Below are 19,919 nucleotides of genomic sequence, written 5' to 3'. Positions count from 1 at the left end.
CTATGCCTCTAGTGTAGTTCCTTGTGATACAATAGGATAGTTGTCCATAGGATGGACCTGGAGTACAAGGAGGAGCAGAACCGCATGAAACAAGCCCCATTTATAGCCGTTGAAGGGCCGATCGGAGCAGGCAAAACGACGTTGGCTTCGATGCTTTCAACCGAGCTACATTTGCCGATGATCAAAGAGATTGTCGAGGAAAACCCGTTTCTCGATAAATTCTATCAAAATATAGATGAGTGGAGTTTTCAGTTGGAAATGTTCTTTCTCTGCAATCGGTATAAGCAGCTAGAGGATACTGGTCTGCAATACATCGAGAAAGCCCAGCCTGTAATTTCAGATTACCATATCTATAAAAATCTGATTTTTGCTGAACGTACGCTTAAGGGTGTGAAGCTCGAAAAATATCGCCAAATCTATCATTTGCTCACAGATGACATGCCCAAGCCTGACATTATCGTTTATATTAGAGCAGATTTGGATACCTTGCTGGGCAGAATTCGTAAGCGCGGACGCTCCTTTGAACAGGAGATGGACCCTGCCTATCTGGAGCAATTGATTACGGATTATGATAAAGGTATTCAGTTTCTCGCCGAACAGTCACCTGCCCCTCGTATATTGACCGTAAACGGGAATGAAATTGATTTTGTAGAAAACCAGGCACAATTTGAACAAATTGTTTCCGATGTAAAGGAGCTTATATAGTGAATAATTACAACATTCCTGCAAATGCCCTGATTACGGTAGCGGGTACGGTGGGTGTAGGTAAGTCTACGTTAACGGGCGCTTTGGCCAGTCGTCTTGGTTTTAAAACCTCGTTAGAGCAAGTTGATCATAATCCGTATCTTGAGAAGTTTTATCACGATTTCGAAAGATGGAGCTTTCATCTGCAGATCTATTTTCTCGCGGAACGCTTCAAGGAGCAAAAGAACATTTTCTTGTCTGGTGGAGGTTTTGTGCAGGATCGTTCCATTTATGAGGACACAGGCATTTTTGCGAAAATGCATGCCGATCAGGGTACAATGAACCCTACCGATTATCAAACATATACTAGCCTATTTGAGGCGATGGTCATGACCCCGTTCTTTCCGCACCCTGATGTGCTGATCTATCTGGAAGGCAGCCTGCCCTCCATACTGAGTCGGATCGAAGAACGCGGCCGCGAAATGGAGATTCAGACCGAGCGATCCTATTGGGAGCAAATGCATCGTAGATATTCCGATTGGATCAACGATTTTGATGCCTGTCCTGTACTGCGTCTCAACATTGATGAGTACGATGTACACGACCCTGCTTCCATGGATGCCATTTTGGCAGAAGTGGGCAAGGTGATCTCCAAAAAGTAGAGATATAACCTCAAAAAGCATACAAGGACTGTGGTACAATCAGTATAAATTAAGCTGATAGACCGCAGTCCTTTTTAATATGTGGAAGCATGGGAGATGACAAGCGGTATAGTGGACAAGTCTTGGCTGGAATGCGAGAATAGGAACATATATTAATTGTAATGACTCACGGGAAAGGATGGGATACAGTGATGCGTTTTGGTATCGTTGGAACGAATTGGATAACGGAAAGATTTATTCAAGCTGCGATAGAGACAGACGAATTTTCCCTGACCGCGGTGTACTCACGAACAGAGGAGAAAGGCCAAGCCTTTGCTGCCAAATATAACAGCCAGCCGGAGGTTTTTACAGATCTGGCACAAATGGCTGCAAGTGATCAGGTGGATGCCGTATATATTGCCAGTCCCAATTCTTTACATGCGGAGCAAGCGATCTTATGTATGAACCATGGAAAGCATGTGCTGTGTGAGAAGCCTTTTGCTTCTAATGCAGCAGAGGTGCAGAGCATGATCGAAGCCGCGCGCAACAATGATGTTCTGTTGATGGAGGCCGTTAAATCCACACTTATGCCCAACTTTAAAATTATAAAGGATCATATGTATAAAATAGGCCGGGTTCGGCGTTATTTTGCAAGCTACTGTCAATACTCTTCACGCTTTGATGCTTTTAAGCAGGGCAAGGTGCTGAATGCCTTTAATCCGGCTTTTTCGAATGGTTCCTTGATGGATCTGGGAGTGTATTGTTTGTATCCAATGGTGGCATTGTTCGGCAAACCGGATGAGATCCGGGCGGTGGGTGTACTGTTATCCTCTGGTGTCGACGGCGAGGGCAGTATTGTGATGAAGTATCCGGATATGGATGCTATCGTTATGCATTCCAAAATTACAGATTCCTATTTGCCTGCCGAAATTCAGGGTGAGTATGGAACGATGGTGATCGACAAAATCAGCCAGCCCTATGAGGTGAAAATTCATTATCGGGACGGCACGATTGAGGATTTGACCAAGGCTCAGACGCGTGAGCCCATGTATTATGAAATTCAGGAATTTATTGATCTGATCAAGAGTGGGGAACGCAACAGTTCCATTAACTCTTTGGAGTGTTCGCTGACAGTCGCTGAAGTGATGGAGGAGGCAAGACAACAATTTGGTCTTCGTTATGAAGCGGATTTGAAAAATACCTCTGCACATTAGTTGGCTAGTGATTTAACAAAACCCTTACTAGCTTTCCAAGACTCCGCGACTGCTTCTTATATGGGGGCAGTCTAGTTTTATGTGTCAAGAGTACCTAGAACATGAATAAGGCCTACCGGTTTCGCAAATTTTGCAAACATCCGGTAGGCCTTTTTTGGTTTATATACCTAACCTCATTTTTACAAAGCACTACATCTCAGCAAATAACGTATTAACAATTGATTGTTATGATCATATTTATAACTTTTACATATTAACTGCACAGAGGAGTGTACACATGTTTAAGAAGTTTCAAAAGTGGTCAGTAACATCTATGTCTGTTGCTCTTGCGCTAGGTTTAATTACGGGCCTGTCAGCCTTACCTGTTCATGCTGAGTCACCAGTGAACACAGATCAAGGTATTAGTAAAGTTACAGCTACATTTTATGGAGACACCAAAGCCTCCAAAGGATTTACCTGGTATACTTCAAAGCTTTTCACGAAGAGCACTGTTCAAGTAACCAAGAAAACGGCTTCTGAAGCTGATTTTACGAATGCTCTTACATTTGAAGGCACTTCCTCTCCATCGACCAATTCTCCAGAAGAGCTTGTCCATAAAGCTGTAGCTACAGGTCTTCAAGCGGACACAGCTTATTATTATCGTGTGGGTGATGCAGCGCGCGGGATATGGAGCGAAACAGGTACGTTTCAAACGGCTCCTAAGAACGGTGAATTTACCTTCATTGATTTAGCTGATACACAAGCGAAAAGCGAAGATGAAGCCATATTGTCCTCACAGACGCTCGAAAAAGCACTTCAAACCGTAAATAATGCTCAGTTTGTAGTTCACAACGGAGATATCGTAGATACCGGTACCAAAGAAGAGCAGTGGAACTGGTTGTTGGGACATTCACAAAAAAGTCTTTTGAATACAACCATTGTTCCTTCAGCAGGTAATCACGAGGATGAGAACTACGCTTTTTATGATCACTTTAATATTAATCAACCAGCGGGTTCTGCTACTAAAACAGGAGCGTACTACTCCTTCGATTACAGCAATGCTCACTTTATCGTACTGAACTCCAATGAGGACTCAGAGAAATATGCCAATTTTTCTGAAGATCAAGTTGAATGGTTAAAGAAAGATGCTGCGGCAGCCAAAAAGGCGGGTGCAAAGTGGATCATTGTTAATATTCACAAAGGTCCCTACACTACCTCTAACCATGCAACAGATGCTGACATCATGGATAACAATGGAGTTCGTAACCAAATCGCTCCACTCATGGACAAACTTGATATCGACTTTGTCGTGCAGGGGCATGATCATATTTATGCTCGGACGAAACCAATCAACCAAGAGGGTAAAGCAACAACGCCAACCAAATTAAAAGATAGATTAAATGAAAAGACGATTGAATATAGTGTGAATCCGGATGGAAGTATCTATGTCATCCCAGCAACTGCTGGCCCTAAAGTTTACTACAAGAACCCGAGTGAAAAGCTTGGAGATAAGTACTATAACCTCTTTGAATTAGCTGAAGAGAATCATGCGGCAGTATATGGCCCAGATCCGAGTGACAATCGTAGACCTGTACGAGGACAGGTGCAGAATTTTGTTGGCATCACTGTCGACGAAAATAAACTTACAGCCGTAACGTACGAAATTGATCAAAACAAAAATGATGCCAAACCTTTTATTGTGGATCAATTCGGAATCATCAAAAAATATCAGTAAAATTGATTAATGGTTTCTAAATGATCATAAAAGGATATCCTACAGTCTGTTTGGCTGCATGGATATCCTTTTTCATTTTCTTAGGGACTTTCTTATAGAGACGTCTGATGTTGTGCTTGTAATACTTACGCCCTGTTCGGAAGCGGGTAAACCGTACATAATGCTATTAAGAGATCCAAAGTTTAAAAATAGAATGCTCACTTTTACATATAGAAATTTTCTTGCAAAATATGGAGGGATAAAACGATGGCTTATCAAGAAATCAATGGAGTACGCGTATGGGGAGCACCTGATCCGGGGGCATTATCTCAAGCCCGCACATGTGCCGAAAATGGTAATGTGATTCAGGCGCTACTGATGGCAGATCATCATAAAGGCTACAGTCAGCCCATTGGCGGTGTGATGGTGTATGACGGACAAATTTCACCTTCAGGTGTAGGGTATGATATCGGCTGCGGAAATAAGGCGGTAAGAACCAAGCTGTTTGCCGCTGACATTATGCCGCGTATTTCAACCGTGATGGATGAGATTGCACGTCAAATTTCATTTGGCGTAGGTCGTGTGAATGAGATTCAGGTGGACCATGAGCTGTTTGATGACCCGGATTGGGCGGTATATGCAGCGATTGGGAAGCAAGAGCATGACAAACTGAAGTCCTTGGCGAGAGAACAGCTGGGTACAGTAGGAAGTGGCAATCATTTTGTTGATGTATTTGTGGAGGAAGCGACAGGACAGGTCTGGATTGCCAATCATTTCGGCAGCCGGGGCTTTGGGCACAAAACAGCAAGCGGGTTTCTAAATTTGGCCGCAGGACGGGAGTTTCTCGGAAAGGCGCCGGGAGAACATATGGATCAGCCGCCTGTACTACTGGATATGAACAGTGAGCTGGGGGATATGTACTATCGTGCAATGCGCCTTGCCGGACGTTATGCTTATGCAGGACGTGACCATGTGATAGAACAAGTGCTTGGTATTATGGGGACCGAAGCGGACTTTACGGTGCATAATCACCATAATTACGCGTGGAAAGAACAGCATGATGGACGCGACACCATTGTGGTCCGCAAAGGCGCAACCCCCTCGGCCCCTGGTCAAGTGGGCTTTATTGGAGGAAGCATGGGGGATATCTCGGTGATTGTGCGTGGGAAAGATTCGGTAGAAAATCGGGATTCCTACTATAGTACAGTCCATGGCGCAGGTCGTATTATGAGTCGTACCCAGGCAGCCGGTAAAATGAATTGGAAAACCCGTACGCGTAGCGGTGGTCAGATTACGGACCTACAGATGAAGGAGGCTGTTCGAAACTACGGTGTCGAGCTGCGCGGAGCAGGTACAGACGAAAGCCCGTTCGTCTACCGCAAACTGCGTGAGGTGCTGGACGCTCATTCCGAGACTGTTGAAGTTATGCATGTGCTGAAGCCAATCGGGGTATGCATGGCTGGGGCCAATGAGTTTGACCCATATAAGGATTAATGAAAAGAGAAGGAAGAATGGTGTGTACCCATAAAAAAGACGATGCCCGGCAGAAGTTTCATTCGCCGAGCATCGTCTTTAAAGTACATATATGCATATATAATAGAAGGAACTCATGGCTTGATGTGTTTGTTAGTATCTCTAAGTCTTACAGTTGATCAGCAAAAAGCTGTTCTTTAATATAAGCGACAGGCATTTCTTGCCCTGTCCATAATTCGAAGGCAAGTGCGCCCTGCCACAGCATCATGCCCAGACCGTTAATGGCGGTTGCACCTACGGACTCAGCTTGTTCCATCAGCTTGGATTTAGCTGGGCTGTACACTACATCGGTCACGATCAGGTCGGAACGAAGCATGGACACATCCTCAATGACACTTTTGCCTTCCAGCGGTTTCATACCCACACCTGTACCATTAGCGAAAATATGACTTGTAAGAATCTCTTCACGCAGCTTCTCCTGATCCTCTAATGCATAGATGTTCGCCTTGACTTGAGCATGTTTCATCTCTTCATTAATAATACGAACATTCTCTTCCGCCCGGGCAAAGAACTGGTCATTACGAGCGAAAATTGAAATTTCAGCAAGGCCAGCTCGAGCGGCTTCAATAGCAATCGGTGTTGCAGCACCGCCTGAGCCGACGAGTGTCATTTTCTTACCTTTCAGATCAATGCCGTGCTCCTGCAAATTGCGAACATAACCAGATCCATCTGTACTGTAGCCTTTCAGCTTACCATCCGTATTCACGACAGTGTTGACGGCACCTGTAAATTTAGCGCTGTCGTCCAGCTCGTCAAGGTACTGTAAGATGGCTGTTTTGTTGGGCATGGACACGTTGTAGCCGCGTATGTTTAGAGCGCGCATCCCACGTACTACTTCTTCAAGTTGTTCATTGCCTACTTCAAAGGCCATATATGCGTTGTTTAGCCCCAGTTTCTCAAACGCAAGATTATGCATAGCCGGGGACAAAGAGTGTCCGATCGGTGTAGCTAGCAGTCCGATTAATTGCGTTCTTCCGTCAATACGTCCAGCGTTTTTCATAATAAGCCTCCAAGTTATTTGTGTAGTTTAATGAAACACTTTTTTATATCGATAAGCAACAAACACGGCCAGCAAAATACTGACTACGGCAATCGCAATATCTAGAATGAATACCGAGGTAATTCCCAGACTTTTGGACATGCTCCCGGTAGCTAAAGGCATCAGGATGAACGATAGGCTGGCTGCTATGTTTACGAGAGAAGTCGTAGTTCCTTTGTTCTTGCGGAAAAATTCTGTCATGACTGTAAGGGCAATTTGGAAGATACCCGCAGTAGACAAGCCGATTAAGAATGAACTGATCAAGGTAGCGACAGGATTGTGCCATACAATTAAAGCCAGCAAAGAAAGCAGGGCAATAAGCGGATACACAATCATGACGGTAATAGGCTTAATGAATCTACCAAGTACCACAGCCAACAAAATAACGGAAACTAGTGAACCTATACTATAGTAGCTAAGCAGCTTAATGGCGCTGGCTTTGTCCATGCCAAGAGCCTCTTCTCCAAAGGTAGGAAGCCATAGCTGCACGATCATGAACAATACAGTTGAAGTAAAACCGATAATAATCAGAGACAGACCTTCTTGCCAAAACTTAGGCTCGCTGTGGAACGAATCCGTTGATTGATCAGCCTCGGCTGGAGCCTTTTGTTCCTCTGCTTTGTGGTTGGGGAAAGCGGTCATCGACAAGAAAATCCCGTTCAGCAGATAAATTCCTGCTGGAATAAAGAAGGAATATCCATAGAACATATCGTGATTAATAAAAAATGCAATCATGAACGGAATAACAATGGCACCGATCGAGATGGATGCTTTGACCAGGACGGTTGCAGACCCGGCTTTTTTTCCGAACCCTTCAATGAGTGCGGGATAAGTCCCCGCATCCATCATTGAGTTGCAGAGCCCTGCGATAATGGCAAACACGAATGCCAACGTGTAGTTAGGTGCAAGCGGAATACCGATTAGGAAGATTAAATAAGCAAATGATGCAATAACAATGAGTGGTTTCCTTCCGTATTTATCTGACATTTTTCCGGCTACTCCGAGAGCGAGCAGTTTACCGATTCCAATCGCTGACACCAGATAGCCGATGGCTGCTTTATCCGTGTTCAATTGCACGGTCAGAAAGCTCATATTCGACGAGAGAATAACATTAATCATACCCAGAAGAAAATAGTTGATATAAAGCCCTGTTGCCATTCTGATATAAGGATTTTTCATAAGTGTAACTCCCAACTTAAATTTTAGATCAATGGCCTAGATAGGCATCGTCCAGGTCTATTAAAGTACGCCCACAAACAAGTGAAAATATTCACATAATGTCTATGTTTTAATTATATAAGGGGTGTTATTATAAATCCAATGCATATTTTTAACGTTTTTCATAGTTTAAATCTATAATTTAAAATATGAATTAAAGAGGGAGCGTACATTCTTATGAATCTGAAGCACTTACAATATTTTCGTGTACTTGCAGAGATGGAGCATTTTACCCAGGCAGCTGCGCGGCTATGTATCACTCAACCCAGTTTAAGTCATGCGATTTCAGAATTAGAAAAGGATTTGGGTGTTCATCTGTTTGAAAAGCAGGGGAGAAATATTCGACTAAACAAATACGGGCGATTTTTTCTGAAATATGTGGAGCACGCGATGGATGAATTGGAAAAGGGGGAGCATAACTTACGGGAATTAGTGAGTCCAAGACATGGGAATATAGATTTGGCGTTCATTTACACGTTAGGTTCACACTTCATTCCAGCGATAATCCAAGCTTTTTCAGCTCAAGATGCCCGTAAAGACATTTCCTTTTCGTTTCACCAAGGGAATACGAACGATATTATTCAAGGTCTGAAGCAGGAACACTATGACGTGGCGTTCTGCTCTCACGTGGAAAATGAACCAGAAGTGGAGTTTATTCCGCTGGCTCAGCAGGAACTGGTGGTCATTGTTTCCCCTGATCATCCGCTGGCTTCTCTGGACCAAATTGATCTTAAGGATACAGCGGATTACCCGGTGATCTTCTTCAACAAAAAGAGTGGGGTTCGGCCCATTATTGAAAATTTGTTCGCCAAGGCAGACGTTACGCCACAGATTATTTGCGAGATTGAAGAAGATACGGCAATGGCAGGACTGGTGTCTATCAATTACGGGATCGGAGTTATGCCCCGCATTTCATCGTTAGATTATTTTAACGTCAAAACATTGCCTATTGTAAATCCAGAATACGAGCGTTTTATCTACCTAGCCAGCATTAAAAATAGATACTTATCCCCGGCAGTAGTAGAGTTTCGGAACTTTGCCCTAAGTTATGGCAAGGAGTTTTATCTGAAAACGCATCAGCGTGTCTAAGCCGGAGTCTCGCAATTTTTAAACTTGATAAATTTTAAATTGTGTTCTATACTTCATCATCGACACAAGCAATGTGAAATGATTCACGTTTTGATACTACAAAACTTACTTACAAAAGCAGGTGAATTCATGATGAAACGTTCTTCTATTCCAGTGGCGACAGGCCTTTATGTGAACTATCTTTTGTTCGGCATGTTTAATATTATGCTGGCGTCACACATGTCCTTTTTAACAGAGCATTTGCATACAGATCAGGCAGGCATCAGTCTCTTGGTTTCCGCGATGGGGTTTGGCAGACTGTTTACGCTGTATATATCCGGAGTGCTCTCCGACCGCTATGGTCGCAAACCGTTTATTGTGGCCGCAGGGCTGCTGATGACCGTATTCTTGGTCGGTATACCGCTGAGTCCCACCTTTGAGATGGCGATGGTACTGGCTGTGCTGGCAGGTGTAGCGAATTCTTTTCTTGATTCAGGTACTTATCCAGCTCTGATCGAGGCTTTTCCCCAATCCTCTGGTTCGGCTACAGTGTTGGTGAGAGGTTTTATATCCATTGGGGCGGCATTTTTACCGCTAATGATTATCTTTTTTATGAATCACGATATTTTTTACGGGTTCTCTTTCTTTATACCAGCACTGATATTTGCATTGAATGCGATCTACTTGTTCAGAATGAAGTTTCCAGACATGCGCGTACAGCCCGCCAAGGGGCAAAGTGGCGGTACTTCTGTATCTAGCGCCAAGCAGACGGGGAATTTAAAGGCAAATGATCCGAGTAAACCGCGGTTTTGGCAGGAAGGTGTGTGTCTTATCTTGCTTGGATTTACAGGACCTACCTTGCTGTATATTGTGCAGTTATGGCTGCCTACTTTTGGGCAACAGTTTATCGGCATGACGGAATCAGAGTCTCTGAGGCTATTAGTTTATTACAATATGGGTTCGCTGGTTTCCGTGTTTGTATTGGTCATTGTATTGAGAAAATGGGTTAAACCTGTTCATATCATCCTTATTTATCCTTGCATTTCCTTATTGGCTTTTGGAGCGCTTCTTCTTTTCAAATCTGGGGCTGCCGCCATTATCTGTGCGAGTGTCATCGGGTCGGGTGTACTTCAGCTGACGTTAACCGTAATGAGTGAATTTTTTAGTCAACGAAAAGGACAGATTACCGGGTTTATTTATACCGCAACTTCGCTGTCCTATACGCTCATTCCCGTGTTTACAGGCTTTCTTTTGAAGCATTCTCAGATTTCCAGTGTGTTTATGCTGGCTATTATCGTGAATGTACTTGGAATCGCACTGGCGGTATTTGTTAATTTTCGCTACAGTGCCGTTTTTCCTGCAAAACGAGAATTGTCTCCTCAAATCGTACTGGATACGAAATAACTAGCGACTGAACCTAATCGTCTGCATGCTTATTCATAATGCGTTATACTATGAATTATTGTGAATGTTCGACTTGAAACTGTAATTGGGGAGTGAGATAGATATGGGAAAAATCGTAAAGATAAATGATGTACGGATCGGTGAAGGAGCGCCTAAAATATGTGTTCCCATGGTGGGAGAAACGTTGGAGCAGTTGAAGGAAGAGGCTGCCCATTTACGAACACTCGACCTGGATATCGTAGAGTGGAGAGTCGATTTTTTCGAGCATGTGGAGGATCTGGAAAAGGTAAAGGCTGCCTTACATGAAATTCGGTCTATTTTAGCCAATATTCCACTCGTATTTACGTTCCGTAGCGCCCGAGAAGGTGGAGAAAAGGAAATCAGTGCGGCAAGTTATGTGGAATTGAATCGTACAATAGCCGCAACGGGGCAAGTCGAACTTATTGATGTAGAGCTTTTTAATGAGGAAGCTGATGTGAAGACACTGGTAGAAGCAGCACATAAGCATAACGTGTATGTGATTATTTCTAATCACGATTTTCAAAAGACGCCGCCGAAGGAGGAAATTGTGTCCCGGTTATGTAAGGCACAGGAATTGGGCGGCGATCTGCCTAAAATAGCGGTGATGCCAACCAATACAGCCGATGTACTGACCTTACTGGACGCCACACGCACTATGGCAGAAGAGTATGCGGATCGGCCAATTATCACAATGTCGATGGCGGGAAAAGGTGTCGTGAGCCGTCTGACCGGAGAACTCTTTGGTTCAGCGTTGACTTTTGGTGCTGCCAAGAAAGCTTCCGCGCCGGGACAGATTCCTGTCACTGAACTGAGAGAAATATTGCAGGTGCTGCATAGCCATTCTTAAAAGACGCAGGTATTGCTCGCTAGTGAGCAAGTTATCCGCAATGAACACAAAAGGAGGACCCCAAGCGATAAGCATGCTGGGGCCCTCCTTTTTGTAACGCTTAATTCAATCCCCGAGTAGGTTCATACAATTCCCAACCCAGATTCAGCGTTTGAATAATATAGTCTGCGACTTCTTCCGCATCCAACTGATCGGTATCGATCTTGGAGTGATTCACCGCGTAAATGTCCTGTCTGGAACGGAAAAGATTTTCAATTTCCTCCAACGTCTTGTTTTGCAGATTAGGGCGGGTGTCAATCAGCATCTTGAGCCGATCTTTCCAGGAATCCCAATTTAAATCCAAGAAGAACACAATGGAGGAAGCCAAACAAGCCTGCTTCACCTCTTCCTGTAAAAACGCACCACCGCCAACAGAAATGATTTTGAGGCGTGTATTGCTGCACAACTTCAAAATATGTTCTTTTTCAATCTCGCGGAAACGCTTCTCTCCGTAAGTTTTGAAAATTTCTGTGGTAGGCATGTTGTACTCTTGTTCAATCTCCTGATCAATATCGACAAAATCGCGATACAGTTTGCGCGCTAGATGGGAACCGATCGTTGTTTTGCCTACGCCCATAAAGCCGATGAGCACAATATTTTGTTCTTTTAATGGAATCTCACTATTGTTTTGCACGATAACCACTCTTTTCTCACCAGTAATGTTGAGATGTAACGCTTCAAAGCACTAAATACATTATACGTTCATCAACCGTGTCATTCAATAGTATAGAGCACATCAGCAATGAGGTATACGATAAAAGAGGCAAACGAAACTAGGTATTCAAGTATTATTTAATGCGTAAATTGAAGAATAACAAACTTATACAAGTATAAAAGAGGCAATTTTGTATACTTAATTAAAAAAAAGGACATATTTTGCCGAAAACGTATTGAAATTATTGGAAGTTGGAATATAATAGAATTATGCAAATTGTAAATGTAATCGCTCTATTTACAATTTGTGATTGATTGAATTTATAATAATGAAGCTACTTTGAACCAAAAACCAAGTATACATATGCAAATAGTTAAATATCACTTTACGGACATGTGTCGGTCAATGGGTTCATTGTACGAAGGTGGTGATACGGTCTACGCGCTTGCGCTCTAGTCAACGGAGAATTGGAGATAAGAATAAAAAACAATCTATGAGAGGGATGAATTGAAATGAAAACAAACACAGCTAAAGTATTGAAAAAGGGAATGAGTATTGCTTTATCCGGTATGTTGATCGCATTATTTGTCGGCAATTATTCTGCTCATGCAGCTCCAGAGGTCGTTCATAAGACCATACTTGTAAAAGCAGGAGAAGTATACGATGGTAAAGGCAAGACCGTAGTGGCTGACCCCGATACCTTGGGAGATGGAAGCCAAAAGGAGGCTCAAAAGCCTATCTTCAAGCTTGAAAATAATGCAACGCTGAAAAACGTGATCATCGCCGCGCCTGCTGCGGATGGTGTGCATGTATATGGCAATGGCACCATTTCCAACGTAACGTGGGAGGATGTCGGTGAAGATGCATTGACGCTTAAAGAACCAGGCACAGTGAATATTACAGGCGGTGGAGCATACCATGCATATGATAAAGTGTTCCAAATCAATGCCGAAGGCACAATTAACATTAAAAACTTTAGAGCCGATGATATCGGTAAGCTGGTTCGCCAACTTGGGGGCTCTACTTTTAGAGTGAATATGACTTTGGATAACTCGGATATTTCCAACGTGAAGGATTCGATCCTGAGATCCGACGGTCCTAACAGCAAAGCTAAAATTACGAATACTCGTTATCATAATGTAAAACAATTGTTCAAAGGCTTTAAATCTAGCAACACGAGCGAGTCCGGCAATACTCAATATTAATCGGTATAGAATAGAGTAAGGATAGGAGTATGGATGTGATAAGGGGCTGCCAACAGGTCGCGTGATCTGCTGGGCAAGCCCCTTTTTGGGTGCAGTGAGTTACCCCAAGATGATCTGGGCTTCGTTCGGAACGAGGACTATGATATGATCGTGCTATTACATTTTATACAAAAAGAGTTGGGTGGCTATGAATCTATTTCATCAATATGTGAATGTAGACGGTACTTTGAATGATACGCTGGTGCGCGATCGTGAAATTTTATATACAGGTACGAATGGCCGGCATGTGGAACGTTTTTACGTGTCCTCCTCTGAAAGTTATATATTTAAACCACTAACCAATGACGATCAGAAGGGGCACGAGAGATGGGTGTACGAGCATGTGCTTCCCGCATTACCACCCATCTATCCCCAATTGCTAGCTTGGTCTGATGCAGACGCAGATGACGGAGGAGAATGGATGGTATTTGAGGACCTTGGTCCGTTACATCATGTTCACGCAGACAAAACCCTATTGCAAGCTGTAGGACTTGTTGCAAGGTGGCATGCTTTGCCACTGGACTATTTTGCAGGAATGCCGCTACGGGGACCAAAGCCACTTATTCAGGAGATGGTTTCTGAGCTATACACGCGCAAGCCGGATGTGTTAAAGCTTTGCAGCTCACTGCGTTTATCTAAGCAACAGATGCAGCGTATGTATGTACAGCTGGAGCATGTATCTTTTTCACACCAGCTTGTACTGTCCCATGGTGATCTTCATCCGGGAAACTATGCGCTGAGTGGGGAACGGTTAAAGGTATTGGATTGGGAGCATGCTCATCTAAACACACCGCTGTGGGATGTATATCACCTGATCGACATGTCCCATCCGTTATTCCCCCGACACATGACGTCTGAATTGCGTATTCGTATGTTGGACAGCTATCTGGAACAGCTGGAGCTGTTGGGGATAAAGGTAGATCGAACGGCATTTATACAGGAATATGGTATGTTTGCTGTGATATTTTCGCTTTGGATGCTATTACTAATCACAAGTGATTTGCAAAGGATTGAAAAGGAGCTGCATAGAAATAGCAACAAATGGTCAAAAGAGCAATTAGAGTCCCAGTTGGATGAAACGTTAGCTTGTTTAAACCAATGTACAGCGATGATGGATTGGGGACAAGTCCAACCATGTAAGCAGTGGCTTTAGTGGGCTTAAGGCATAGATTCTATATAGTTAGCCAAAGAAGGTAGGGAAATAAATCCATGAAAAAAGTCGGTTTGGTCATGAGAAAAATACAATTTGCTGAAGCGCAGGGTCCTCGTATTTTTGCAGAACGTCTGAAGCAGATCGGATTGGAACTGGGGGTGGATATCGTATTTGTATCACCGGAGCGCCATGTAAGCAGCCATGACTGGCTTCCGGGCTATGAGCACGAAAAGGGTGACCTGGTCAATTATGACGTCGTGCTGGACCAACTCCATGAGCAGCAGATTGAGCACGTTATTTATACGGTATCTGGCTTTACCTATTTGAATATGTTTTTTAAAAACAGCGTGCTTTTTCCGCATAGTTTTCCAGACCCGGCACTGACAGGCTATGAGATGATGAAGCCTTTTTATCAGATCGTGGACAAGGCTATCGTACAGACTGCCTTTCTCAAGCAGGAGATGGCCTCGAAGTTTGGTGTAACCGATGTGACAGTCATCCCGATCGGATTTAATGAGCGGTTGGTGGAAAAGCATTTTGATCCCTCACAAGTGGTGGAGAACCGGGTGATGTGGATTGGTAGAGATGAAGAGAATCGGCGTCCGGATCTGGTACTGGAGTATGCGCGGCATAATCCTGATAAGGATGTCTATATGGTATTTGGCGGTGAACGCTACAAGGAAAGCATGAAGAAGTACGACATCCCGGACAATGTAAAACTTCAATTTGCATTAACGCAAGACGAGGTGTTTGCACTGATGAATACGGCGAAGGTGTATTGGAGCTGCTCTAAATTCGACACGTTCGCGATGCCGCTGACCGAAGCGCTAGCCATGGGGAAAATCGTCGTCAAGCCGGAGCATCCTTGCTATGGGCACATCAGCTCTACACATTCATTTTCGGGGAATGAGAAGAACTGGTTCGAACTGGTCAATATGGCTGCGGCTTCACCTCGCCGGGTTTCTACAGAAAACCAGGCATACGCCATGGAACAGTTTTCAAGTCAGGTGATGAAGCAGGGATATAGGGATTTTTTCGATCACTGGTTAAGCTGAACAGCGAGACAGGTTGCGTGGATTTAGACCTTAAAAAAGGGACTTTCGCTCTAATGAACGAAAGTCCCTTTTCTTATGACTGTATCTCTGCTATCGCTTCAGTATGAGCCGTCTTGCGATCCATCATGTAGCTGACCAGCATCAGCAGCAGACCGCCGACAGTAATGAGTGATGCAACCCATGGAATGGCGGACAGTCCCATTTGGTTAATCACGACTCCCCCGATAAAAGCACCACCTGCGTTACCCAGATTCAATGCGGAATGGCTGGAGGTAGAGGCTAGCAAAGGAGCCTCATAGGCCAGATTCATGATGCGAACCTGAATACCCGGCATGATGCCGAATGCAGCAATCCCCCAGATGAATACAGTGATAACGGCCAGTACCTGGCTTTGAAGTGTAAACGTCAGAATGGCCAGAATAATGGCCAGTACAGCATAGTTTGCAATCAAGGAAGGAAGCAGCTTCCAATCTGCGAGCTTGCCGCCAACGATGTTCCCAATTGTGACGCCTAGGCCGAACAGGACAAGAATCCAGGTAATGCTGTGTTCGGCAAAGCCGCTAATGTCCGTAAGCAGAGGCGTAATGTACGTAAAGACAGTGAACAGGCTACCACAGCCGACTGCACCTGTGAGCAGCATCAGCAGCACTTTTGGATTAAACAGGCTTTTGACTTCTTGCTTGAGACTGGAAGGCTTGTCCTGCTGAATCACCGGAATGTAACGAATAATACCGAAGAGAGAAATCAAGCCGATCACAACAATGGCTCCAAAGGAAGCGCGCCAGCCGAGCTGCTGCCCGATAAAGGTGCCAAAGGGCACGCCAATAATATTCGCCACGGTCAATCCGGTCAGCACCATAGAGATGGCTCCTGCCCGCTTATCAGCACGAACCAGGCGGGCAGCGATCAGGGAACCTGCTCCCAAGAAGGTTCCGTGCGATAACGCAGTAGCCATACGGGCCGCAATCAGCAGTTCGTAGTTAGGAGCAATGACCGAAAAAAGATTGCCTAAAATGAATATAGACATCAGCAGACACAACAGCTTTTTTTGCGGAACTTTATGGGTTAATACAGTAAGCACAGGTGCGCCAATGGCCACACCAAGCGCGTAACTGGTGATTAATTGCCCGGCTTGCGGAATCGTAACTTGAAGATCATGGGCTACATTGGGGAGAAGTCCCATAATGACGAATTCGGTCATGCCGATGGCGAAGGCACCAAGGGTTAACCATAGCAAGGAGGGGGGGAAGCGATTAGCTGTCATATTTTCTTGAGTACTCATAAGTTTCTTGTATCCTCCTGAAAAAATAGTAATGCGAGTATATCATTCCAGGCAACATCTGGCGACCCATTTTGCAAGAATTTTACATACTAAGTTGATAAGGTTTGTGTAATTTACAAAAGCGACAGGTTGGAAGGAGCCAATTATGTTATTTTGGTAGTATGATATGAAGATAGGAAATGACGTTGTAAGGAATGATCCGGGGAGGATATAACAATGACACTTAAAGTGGTACATAGTATTACGGACTTAATCGGAGATACGCCTTGTGTGCGGCTGCAACGGCTCACAGGACCGCAGGATGCGGAAGTGTATGTGAAGCTGGAGTATTTTAATCCAAGCGGCAGTGTTAAAGATCGGGCGGCGGGCAATCTGATTGCCGAGGCGGAAAAGGCGGGACATCTCAAGCCGGGAGGCACCATTATTGAGCCAACCAGTGGCAACACGGGGATTGGTCTTGCGATGAATGCGGCAGCTCGAGGTTACCGTGCGATTTTGGTAATGCCTTCGAATATGACGAAGGAACGGATCAATATTTTAAAAGCCTATGGGGCTGAGGTCGTACTGACACCAGCGGAAGAACGGATGCCAGGAGCGATTCGTAAAGCTCTCGAACTGGGGGCAGAAATTGAAGGGAGTTTTATCCCGCATCAGTTTGAAAATGAAGCAAATCCCGATATCCATCGTACAACCACGGCACTTGAAATTTTGGAGCAGACGGAGGGGCGGTTGGATGTGTTCGTCGCTTCTTCGGGAACGGGTGGTACCATTACGGGTACAGGTGAAGTGCTGCGCCAGCATTTGCCGGATCTGCGGATTGTTGTGGTCGAGCCCAAAGGTTCGCCCGTACTGTCTGGGGGAAAACCCGGTCCGCATAAGCTGGTGGGAACGAGTCCGGGCTTTGTTCCCACCGTGCTGAATACGGAAGTATATGATGAAATCATACAGGTTTCCGATGAGGATGCGATTGCGATGACACGGGCGATTGCTGCTCAGGAAGGGATTCTCGTCGGGCCCTCCAGTGGGGCTACAATATGGACGGCCCTTCAGGAAGCCCGGCGTTTGGGAGCAGGCAAACGGGTACTCTGTATTGCCCCGGATACCGGAGAGCGTTATCTGAGCATGGGGATATTCGGATAAAAAGATGGGGATCGGGTCAAAGGGATTCGACTCATTTATATGTAAGCTCCAGCCTCATTAATCGAAGTTACAAAAGTGAATTGGCGATATGGTAGATTCTTTTTCAATGGAGGAACATAAACATTGAATACATCTTGCCATAATTCATAGGTTAATTTCACTCCTGACAAATCAATAAGCCACAATTCATAAGGTTATGGCTTATTAATTGTCGATTATAGCTTATATTCGTGAGAATTTTAAAAGTCTCACGATTCATGTTCCGTTCTTCGACCTTATTTGTTTCTTCAGGATCCTCTTGAAAAACCCAAGTAATCAGAGAAGGAAACACCAAGCCTATTCTCCATTTCAGCAAGAGCTGCCTCAAACGGGTCAACTTATGAGATGCCGTGTACACGTAGTGCGTCGGTCAATTCCTTTACAGTCATGTCCTGTTTGAATCGCAGTTCGTCCACAAGATCCAGCATATCGTAAACATAGGGCGAGCGCTTTTTGCTAAGCATCTCTTCTTCAGCCGACTTATATGAGACACCTGTATAGGAACATACCGGATTCTTGCAAGCATACGTCATGCTCTAAGCGTCAATCGTTCCGCTCTGTGTCGGTATTTTTTTTGTCATGCTGCATGGGAAGCAAATTGACTGCAATTTAGGAGGTTTGGAATACCTTTTAGGAATAAAGTATAAAAAACGGGAGAATTAGATATATTCTTTATTCATCGACAGCAAGATATGACATACAGTCACTCACAATAAACGTGATTTAGGGGTACCACTGAAATCATGTTTATTAGAATTAAATTCAGAGAGGAAGAGGAAAATGAAAGTAGATCAAATGTTTGACCTTGATTTAAGAAAGAGCTATGAGGCCAGTGAGCTTAGCCCACAAGCTTCAATCATCAAGACAACCATTAAGGTATCCAAAGCAGTATGTAAAACTCTTACCTGTATCTGTACCGGTTCTTGTTCCAATTGTAAATAATTCATAAGCGATTCGTAAGTCAGGGGTAGTGAAATGGGCTACCCCTACTTACATTATGGAGATTGTATGATAAAACCTAATATATACAATTGGCATGTAGCCCGGCTGACCGATCATTTTAGTTGTGGTGCAACTGTTGGTCAGCCGCTTACTATCCTGTTTATTGATACAGGCGTCGATAAATCCCACTCAGAGATCCAAGGTAATCTAGTTGAGGCAGAATGCAAGTCATTTGTACCTTATGAGCCTTGTCTAAGCGATTACGTCGGGCATGGTACAAAAATGGTTAGCTCTGTTACTGGCAAATATATATTGAAGGGGATATGCCCTTTCGCTCCGGTTGTTGTCTACAAAATTACGGACAAAAAAGGAATAAGCAAGCTTGAATGGTTGTATAGAGCGCTGGAAGAAGGTATTGCTAAAGGATATCTAATTATCAACATCAGCTATCGTACAGAATATGAGGTCGACTTATTCGAGTTCAATCGGTTTCAGGCTTTGGTTGACTGCGCTAATGCGCAAGGCATCTGGGTAGTCTGTTCCGCAGGAAACGATGGACGCGATATTACGCAGGAGTACAGAGTGCCTGCGAATTTAAAGGGAGTATACCCAATTGGATCAACTAATAAGAACGGGGATATCTCCGGGTTCAGTAATACGCTCAGCGGCCAATTTTTTGCGCCGAGTGGTGATGAGTATGAAATCAATTACAACAATGATTGGGTAATGGTTGCCAAATCAAGCTTCGACACAGAGGATTATTTATACGAAGTGCTGGGATTTGACAAAGCATACACAGTAGGTATCGGTACGAGTATTGCCAGCGCCTTATTCAGCGGAGTTGTTGCCTCTCTTAGCGGAGAGCTTATCGCGCAGGGGATGAATGCCGGGCGCACAGAAATGGAGTGTCTGCTCCGTCAAGGCGCGAGACCGATTGATGTTCAGCGGAATTATTATGAAGTAAGCCTTGCCGGTTCAATTCGTGCTTTAAGACAGATGAGAGGTTGA

Annotated in this window: 19 protein-coding genes; 14 read left to right on the top strand and 5 right to left on the bottom strand. The window is 44.3% G+C overall.

What is annotated here, in order from left to right; all coding sequences use genetic code 11:
• The first annotated feature begins 84 nt into the window (after positions 1–84).
• The 5 genes from ACU1JV_RS08970 to ACU1JV_RS08950 all read left to right on the top strand — a co-directional run bounded on the left by ACU1JV_RS08970 (position 85) and on the right by ACU1JV_RS08950 (position 5,726).
• Positions 85–705 carry a deoxynucleoside kinase gene (locus ACU1JV_RS08970; RefSeq protein WP_014599501.1) on the top strand — a complete coding sequence of 207 codons (621 nt, stop codon included), beginning with the start codon at positions 85–87 and terminating at the stop codon, positions 703–705.
• The gene (locus ACU1JV_RS08965) at positions 705–1,346 is read left to right on the top strand and encodes a deoxynucleoside kinase (protein ID WP_058828977.1); all 642 of its coding nucleotides are present in this window, start codon (positions 705–707) and stop codon (positions 1,344–1,346) included. Before ACU1JV_RS08970 ends, ACU1JV_RS08965 begins: the two co-directional genes overlap by 1 nt.
• 191 nt (positions 1,347–1,537) lie before the next feature.
• Complete coding sequence (locus ACU1JV_RS08960) at positions 1,538–2,539, top strand: Gfo/Idh/MocA family protein (protein WP_013369558.1); 1,002 nt, start codon at positions 1,538–1,540, stop codon at positions 2,537–2,539.
• Positions 2,540–2,816: 277 nt separating this feature from the next.
• Entirely contained in the window at positions 2,817–4,253 is a 1,437-nt protein-coding gene (locus ACU1JV_RS08955) for a metallophosphoesterase (RefSeq protein WP_413985622.1), read from the top strand.
• Positions 4,254–4,499: 246 nt separating this feature from the next.
• A complete protein-coding gene (locus ACU1JV_RS08950; RefSeq protein ID WP_413985623.1) occupies positions 4,500–5,726 on the top strand; it encodes an RtcB family protein in 1,227 nt (408 codons plus the stop codon).
• A 148-nt stretch (positions 5,727–5,874) separates the two neighbouring features.
• On the opposite strand, the gene ACU1JV_RS08945 is transcribed toward ACU1JV_RS08950, so the two are convergent.
• Positions 5,875–6,765 carry a shikimate dehydrogenase gene (locus ACU1JV_RS08945; RefSeq protein ID WP_013369561.1) on the bottom strand — a complete coding sequence of 297 codons (891 nt, stop codon included), beginning with the start codon at positions 6,763–6,765 and terminating at the stop codon, positions 5,875–5,877.
• 27 nt (positions 6,766–6,792) lie between these two features.
• Positions 6,793–7,983 (bottom strand): MFS transporter, encoded by a 1,191-nt coding sequence (locus tag ACU1JV_RS08940; protein WP_413985624.1) that lies wholly within the window; start codon positions 7,981–7,983, stop codon positions 6,793–6,795.
• Between the two features lie 216 nt (positions 7,984–8,199).
• Between ACU1JV_RS08940 and ACU1JV_RS08935 the strand changes: the two genes are divergently transcribed.
• The 3 genes from ACU1JV_RS08935 to aroD all read left to right on the top strand — a co-directional run bounded on the left by ACU1JV_RS08935 (position 8,200) and on the right by aroD (position 11,362).
• Positions 8,200–9,111, top strand: a complete 912-nt coding sequence (locus ACU1JV_RS08935; RefSeq protein ID WP_413985625.1) for a LysR family transcriptional regulator — start codon at positions 8,200–8,202, stop codon at positions 9,109–9,111.
• A gap of 132 nt (positions 9,112–9,243) precedes the next feature.
• Complete coding sequence (locus ACU1JV_RS08930; protein ID WP_446724542.1) at positions 9,244–10,494, top strand: MFS transporter; 1,251 nt, start codon at positions 9,244–9,246, stop codon at positions 10,492–10,494.
• Positions 10,495–10,597: 103 nt separating this feature from the next.
• Entirely contained in the window at positions 10,598–11,362 is a 765-nt protein-coding gene (gene aroD, locus ACU1JV_RS08925) for a type I 3-dehydroquinate dehydratase (protein WP_137077914.1), read from the top strand.
• A gap of 100 nt (positions 11,363–11,462) precedes the next feature.
• Here aroD and ACU1JV_RS08920 read toward each other — a convergent pair whose 3' ends face one another.
• The gene (locus ACU1JV_RS08920) at positions 11,463–12,035 is read right to left on the bottom strand and encodes a shikimate kinase (protein WP_025677396.1); all 573 of its coding nucleotides are present in this window, start codon (positions 12,033–12,035) and stop codon (positions 11,463–11,465) included.
• 533 nt (positions 12,036–12,568) lie between these two features.
• On the opposite strand from ACU1JV_RS08920, the gene ACU1JV_RS08915 reads away from it, so the two are divergent.
• From ACU1JV_RS08915 to ACU1JV_RS08905, 3 genes are all read left to right on the top strand, one after another.
• Positions 12,569–13,261, top strand: coding sequence for a pectate lyase (locus ACU1JV_RS08915; protein ID WP_153794755.1), 693 nt, complete (start codon positions 12,569–12,571; stop codon positions 13,259–13,261).
• Between the two features lie 187 nt (positions 13,262–13,448).
• On the top strand, positions 13,449–14,453 hold the full coding sequence (locus ACU1JV_RS08910; RefSeq protein WP_413985626.1) for an aminoglycoside phosphotransferase family protein: 1,005 nt from the start codon (positions 13,449–13,451) through the stop codon (positions 14,451–14,453).
• Between the two features lie 56 nt (positions 14,454–14,509).
• Complete coding sequence (locus ACU1JV_RS08905; RefSeq protein ID WP_025721310.1) at positions 14,510–15,508, top strand: glycosyltransferase; 999 nt, start codon at positions 14,510–14,512, stop codon at positions 15,506–15,508.
• 73 nt (positions 15,509–15,581) lie between these two features.
• On the opposite strand, the gene ACU1JV_RS08900 is transcribed toward ACU1JV_RS08905, so the two are convergent.
• A complete protein-coding gene (locus ACU1JV_RS08900) occupies positions 15,582–16,790 on the bottom strand; it encodes an MFS transporter (protein WP_413985627.1) in 1,209 nt (402 codons plus the stop codon).
• Positions 16,791–17,006: 216 nt separating this feature from the next.
• Here ACU1JV_RS08900 and cysK point away from each other — a divergent pair, with 216 nt between their 5' ends.
• Complete coding sequence (gene cysK / locus ACU1JV_RS08895; RefSeq protein ID WP_058828983.1) at positions 17,007–17,930, top strand: cysteine synthase A; 924 nt, start codon at positions 17,007–17,009, stop codon at positions 17,928–17,930.
• A gap of 377 nt (positions 17,931–18,307) precedes the next feature.
• Here cysK and ACU1JV_RS08890 read toward each other — a convergent pair whose 3' ends face one another.
• Positions 18,308–18,433 carry a hypothetical protein gene (locus ACU1JV_RS08890; RefSeq protein WP_269203440.1) on the bottom strand — a complete coding sequence of 42 codons (126 nt, stop codon included), beginning with the start codon at positions 18,431–18,433 and terminating at the stop codon, positions 18,308–18,310.
• 316 nt (positions 18,434–18,749) lie between these two features.
• On the opposite strand from ACU1JV_RS08890, the gene ACU1JV_RS08885 reads away from it, so the two are divergent.
• Positions 18,750–18,911 (top strand): epilancin family lantibiotic, encoded by a 162-nt coding sequence (locus ACU1JV_RS08885; RefSeq protein WP_080561132.1) that lies wholly within the window; start codon positions 18,750–18,752, stop codon positions 18,909–18,911.
• A 66-nt stretch (positions 18,912–18,977) separates the two neighbouring features.
• Positions 18,978–19,919 carry a S8 family peptidase gene (locus ACU1JV_RS08880; RefSeq protein WP_249507247.1) on the top strand — a complete coding sequence of 314 codons (942 nt, stop codon included), beginning with the start codon at positions 18,978–18,980 and terminating at the stop codon, positions 19,917–19,919.

The sequence above is a fragment of the Paenibacillus sp. T2-29 genome (genome assembly GCF_052921365.1).
Note: the sequence above shows the minus strand (reverse complement) of the source record. Positions and strands in the feature narration are given on the sequence as shown.

Coding starts and splice junctions, on each gene's coding strand:
- ACU1JV_RS08915 (WP_153794755.1), top strand. CDS start 12,569: ATGAAAACAAACACAGCTAAAGTATTGAAAAAGGGAATGAGTATTGCT.
- ACU1JV_RS08900 (WP_413985627.1), bottom strand. CDS start 16,790: ATGAGTACTCAAGAAAATATGACAGCTAATCGCTTCCCCCCCTCCTTG.
- ACU1JV_RS08885 (WP_080561132.1), top strand. CDS start 18,750: ATGAAAGTAGATCAAATGTTTGACCTTGATTTAAGAAAGAGCTATGAG.
- ACU1JV_RS08930 (WP_446724542.1), top strand. CDS start 9,244: ATGAAACGTTCTTCTATTCCAGTGGCGACAGGCCTTTATGTGAACTAT.
- ACU1JV_RS08970 (WP_014599501.1), top strand. CDS start 85: ATGAAACAAGCCCCATTTATAGCCGTTGAAGGGCCGATCGGAGCAGGC.
- cysK (WP_058828983.1), top strand. CDS start 17,007: ATGACACTTAAAGTGGTACATAGTATTACGGACTTAATCGGAGATACG.
- ACU1JV_RS08945 (WP_013369561.1), bottom strand. CDS start 6,765: ATGAAAAACGCTGGACGTATTGACGGAAGAACGCAATTAATCGGACTG.
- ACU1JV_RS08940 (WP_413985624.1), bottom strand. CDS start 7,983: ATGAAAAATCCTTATATCAGAATGGCAACAGGGCTTTATATCAACTAT.
- ACU1JV_RS08935 (WP_413985625.1), top strand. CDS start 8,200: ATGAATCTGAAGCACTTACAATATTTTCGTGTACTTGCAGAGATGGAG.
- ACU1JV_RS08910 (WP_413985626.1), top strand. CDS start 13,449: ATGAATCTATTTCATCAATATGTGAATGTAGACGGTACTTTGAATGAT.
- ACU1JV_RS08960 (WP_013369558.1), top strand. CDS start 1,538: ATGCGTTTTGGTATCGTTGGAACGAATTGGATAACGGAAAGATTTATT.
- ACU1JV_RS08890 (WP_269203440.1), bottom strand. CDS start 18,433: ATGCTTAGCAAAAAGCGCTCGCCCTATGTTTACGATATGCTGGATCTT.
- ACU1JV_RS08950 (WP_413985623.1), top strand. CDS start 4,500: ATGGCTTATCAAGAAATCAATGGAGTACGCGTATGGGGAGCACCTGAT.
- ACU1JV_RS08955 (WP_413985622.1), top strand. CDS start 2,817: ATGTTTAAGAAGTTTCAAAAGTGGTCAGTAACATCTATGTCTGTTGCT.
- ACU1JV_RS08880 (WP_249507247.1), top strand. CDS start 18,978: ATGATAAAACCTAATATATACAATTGGCATGTAGCCCGGCTGACCGAT.
- ACU1JV_RS08905 (WP_025721310.1), top strand. CDS start 14,510: ATGAAAAAAGTCGGTTTGGTCATGAGAAAAATACAATTTGCTGAAGCG.
- aroD (WP_137077914.1), top strand. CDS start 10,598: ATGGGAAAAATCGTAAAGATAAATGATGTACGGATCGGTGAAGGAGCG.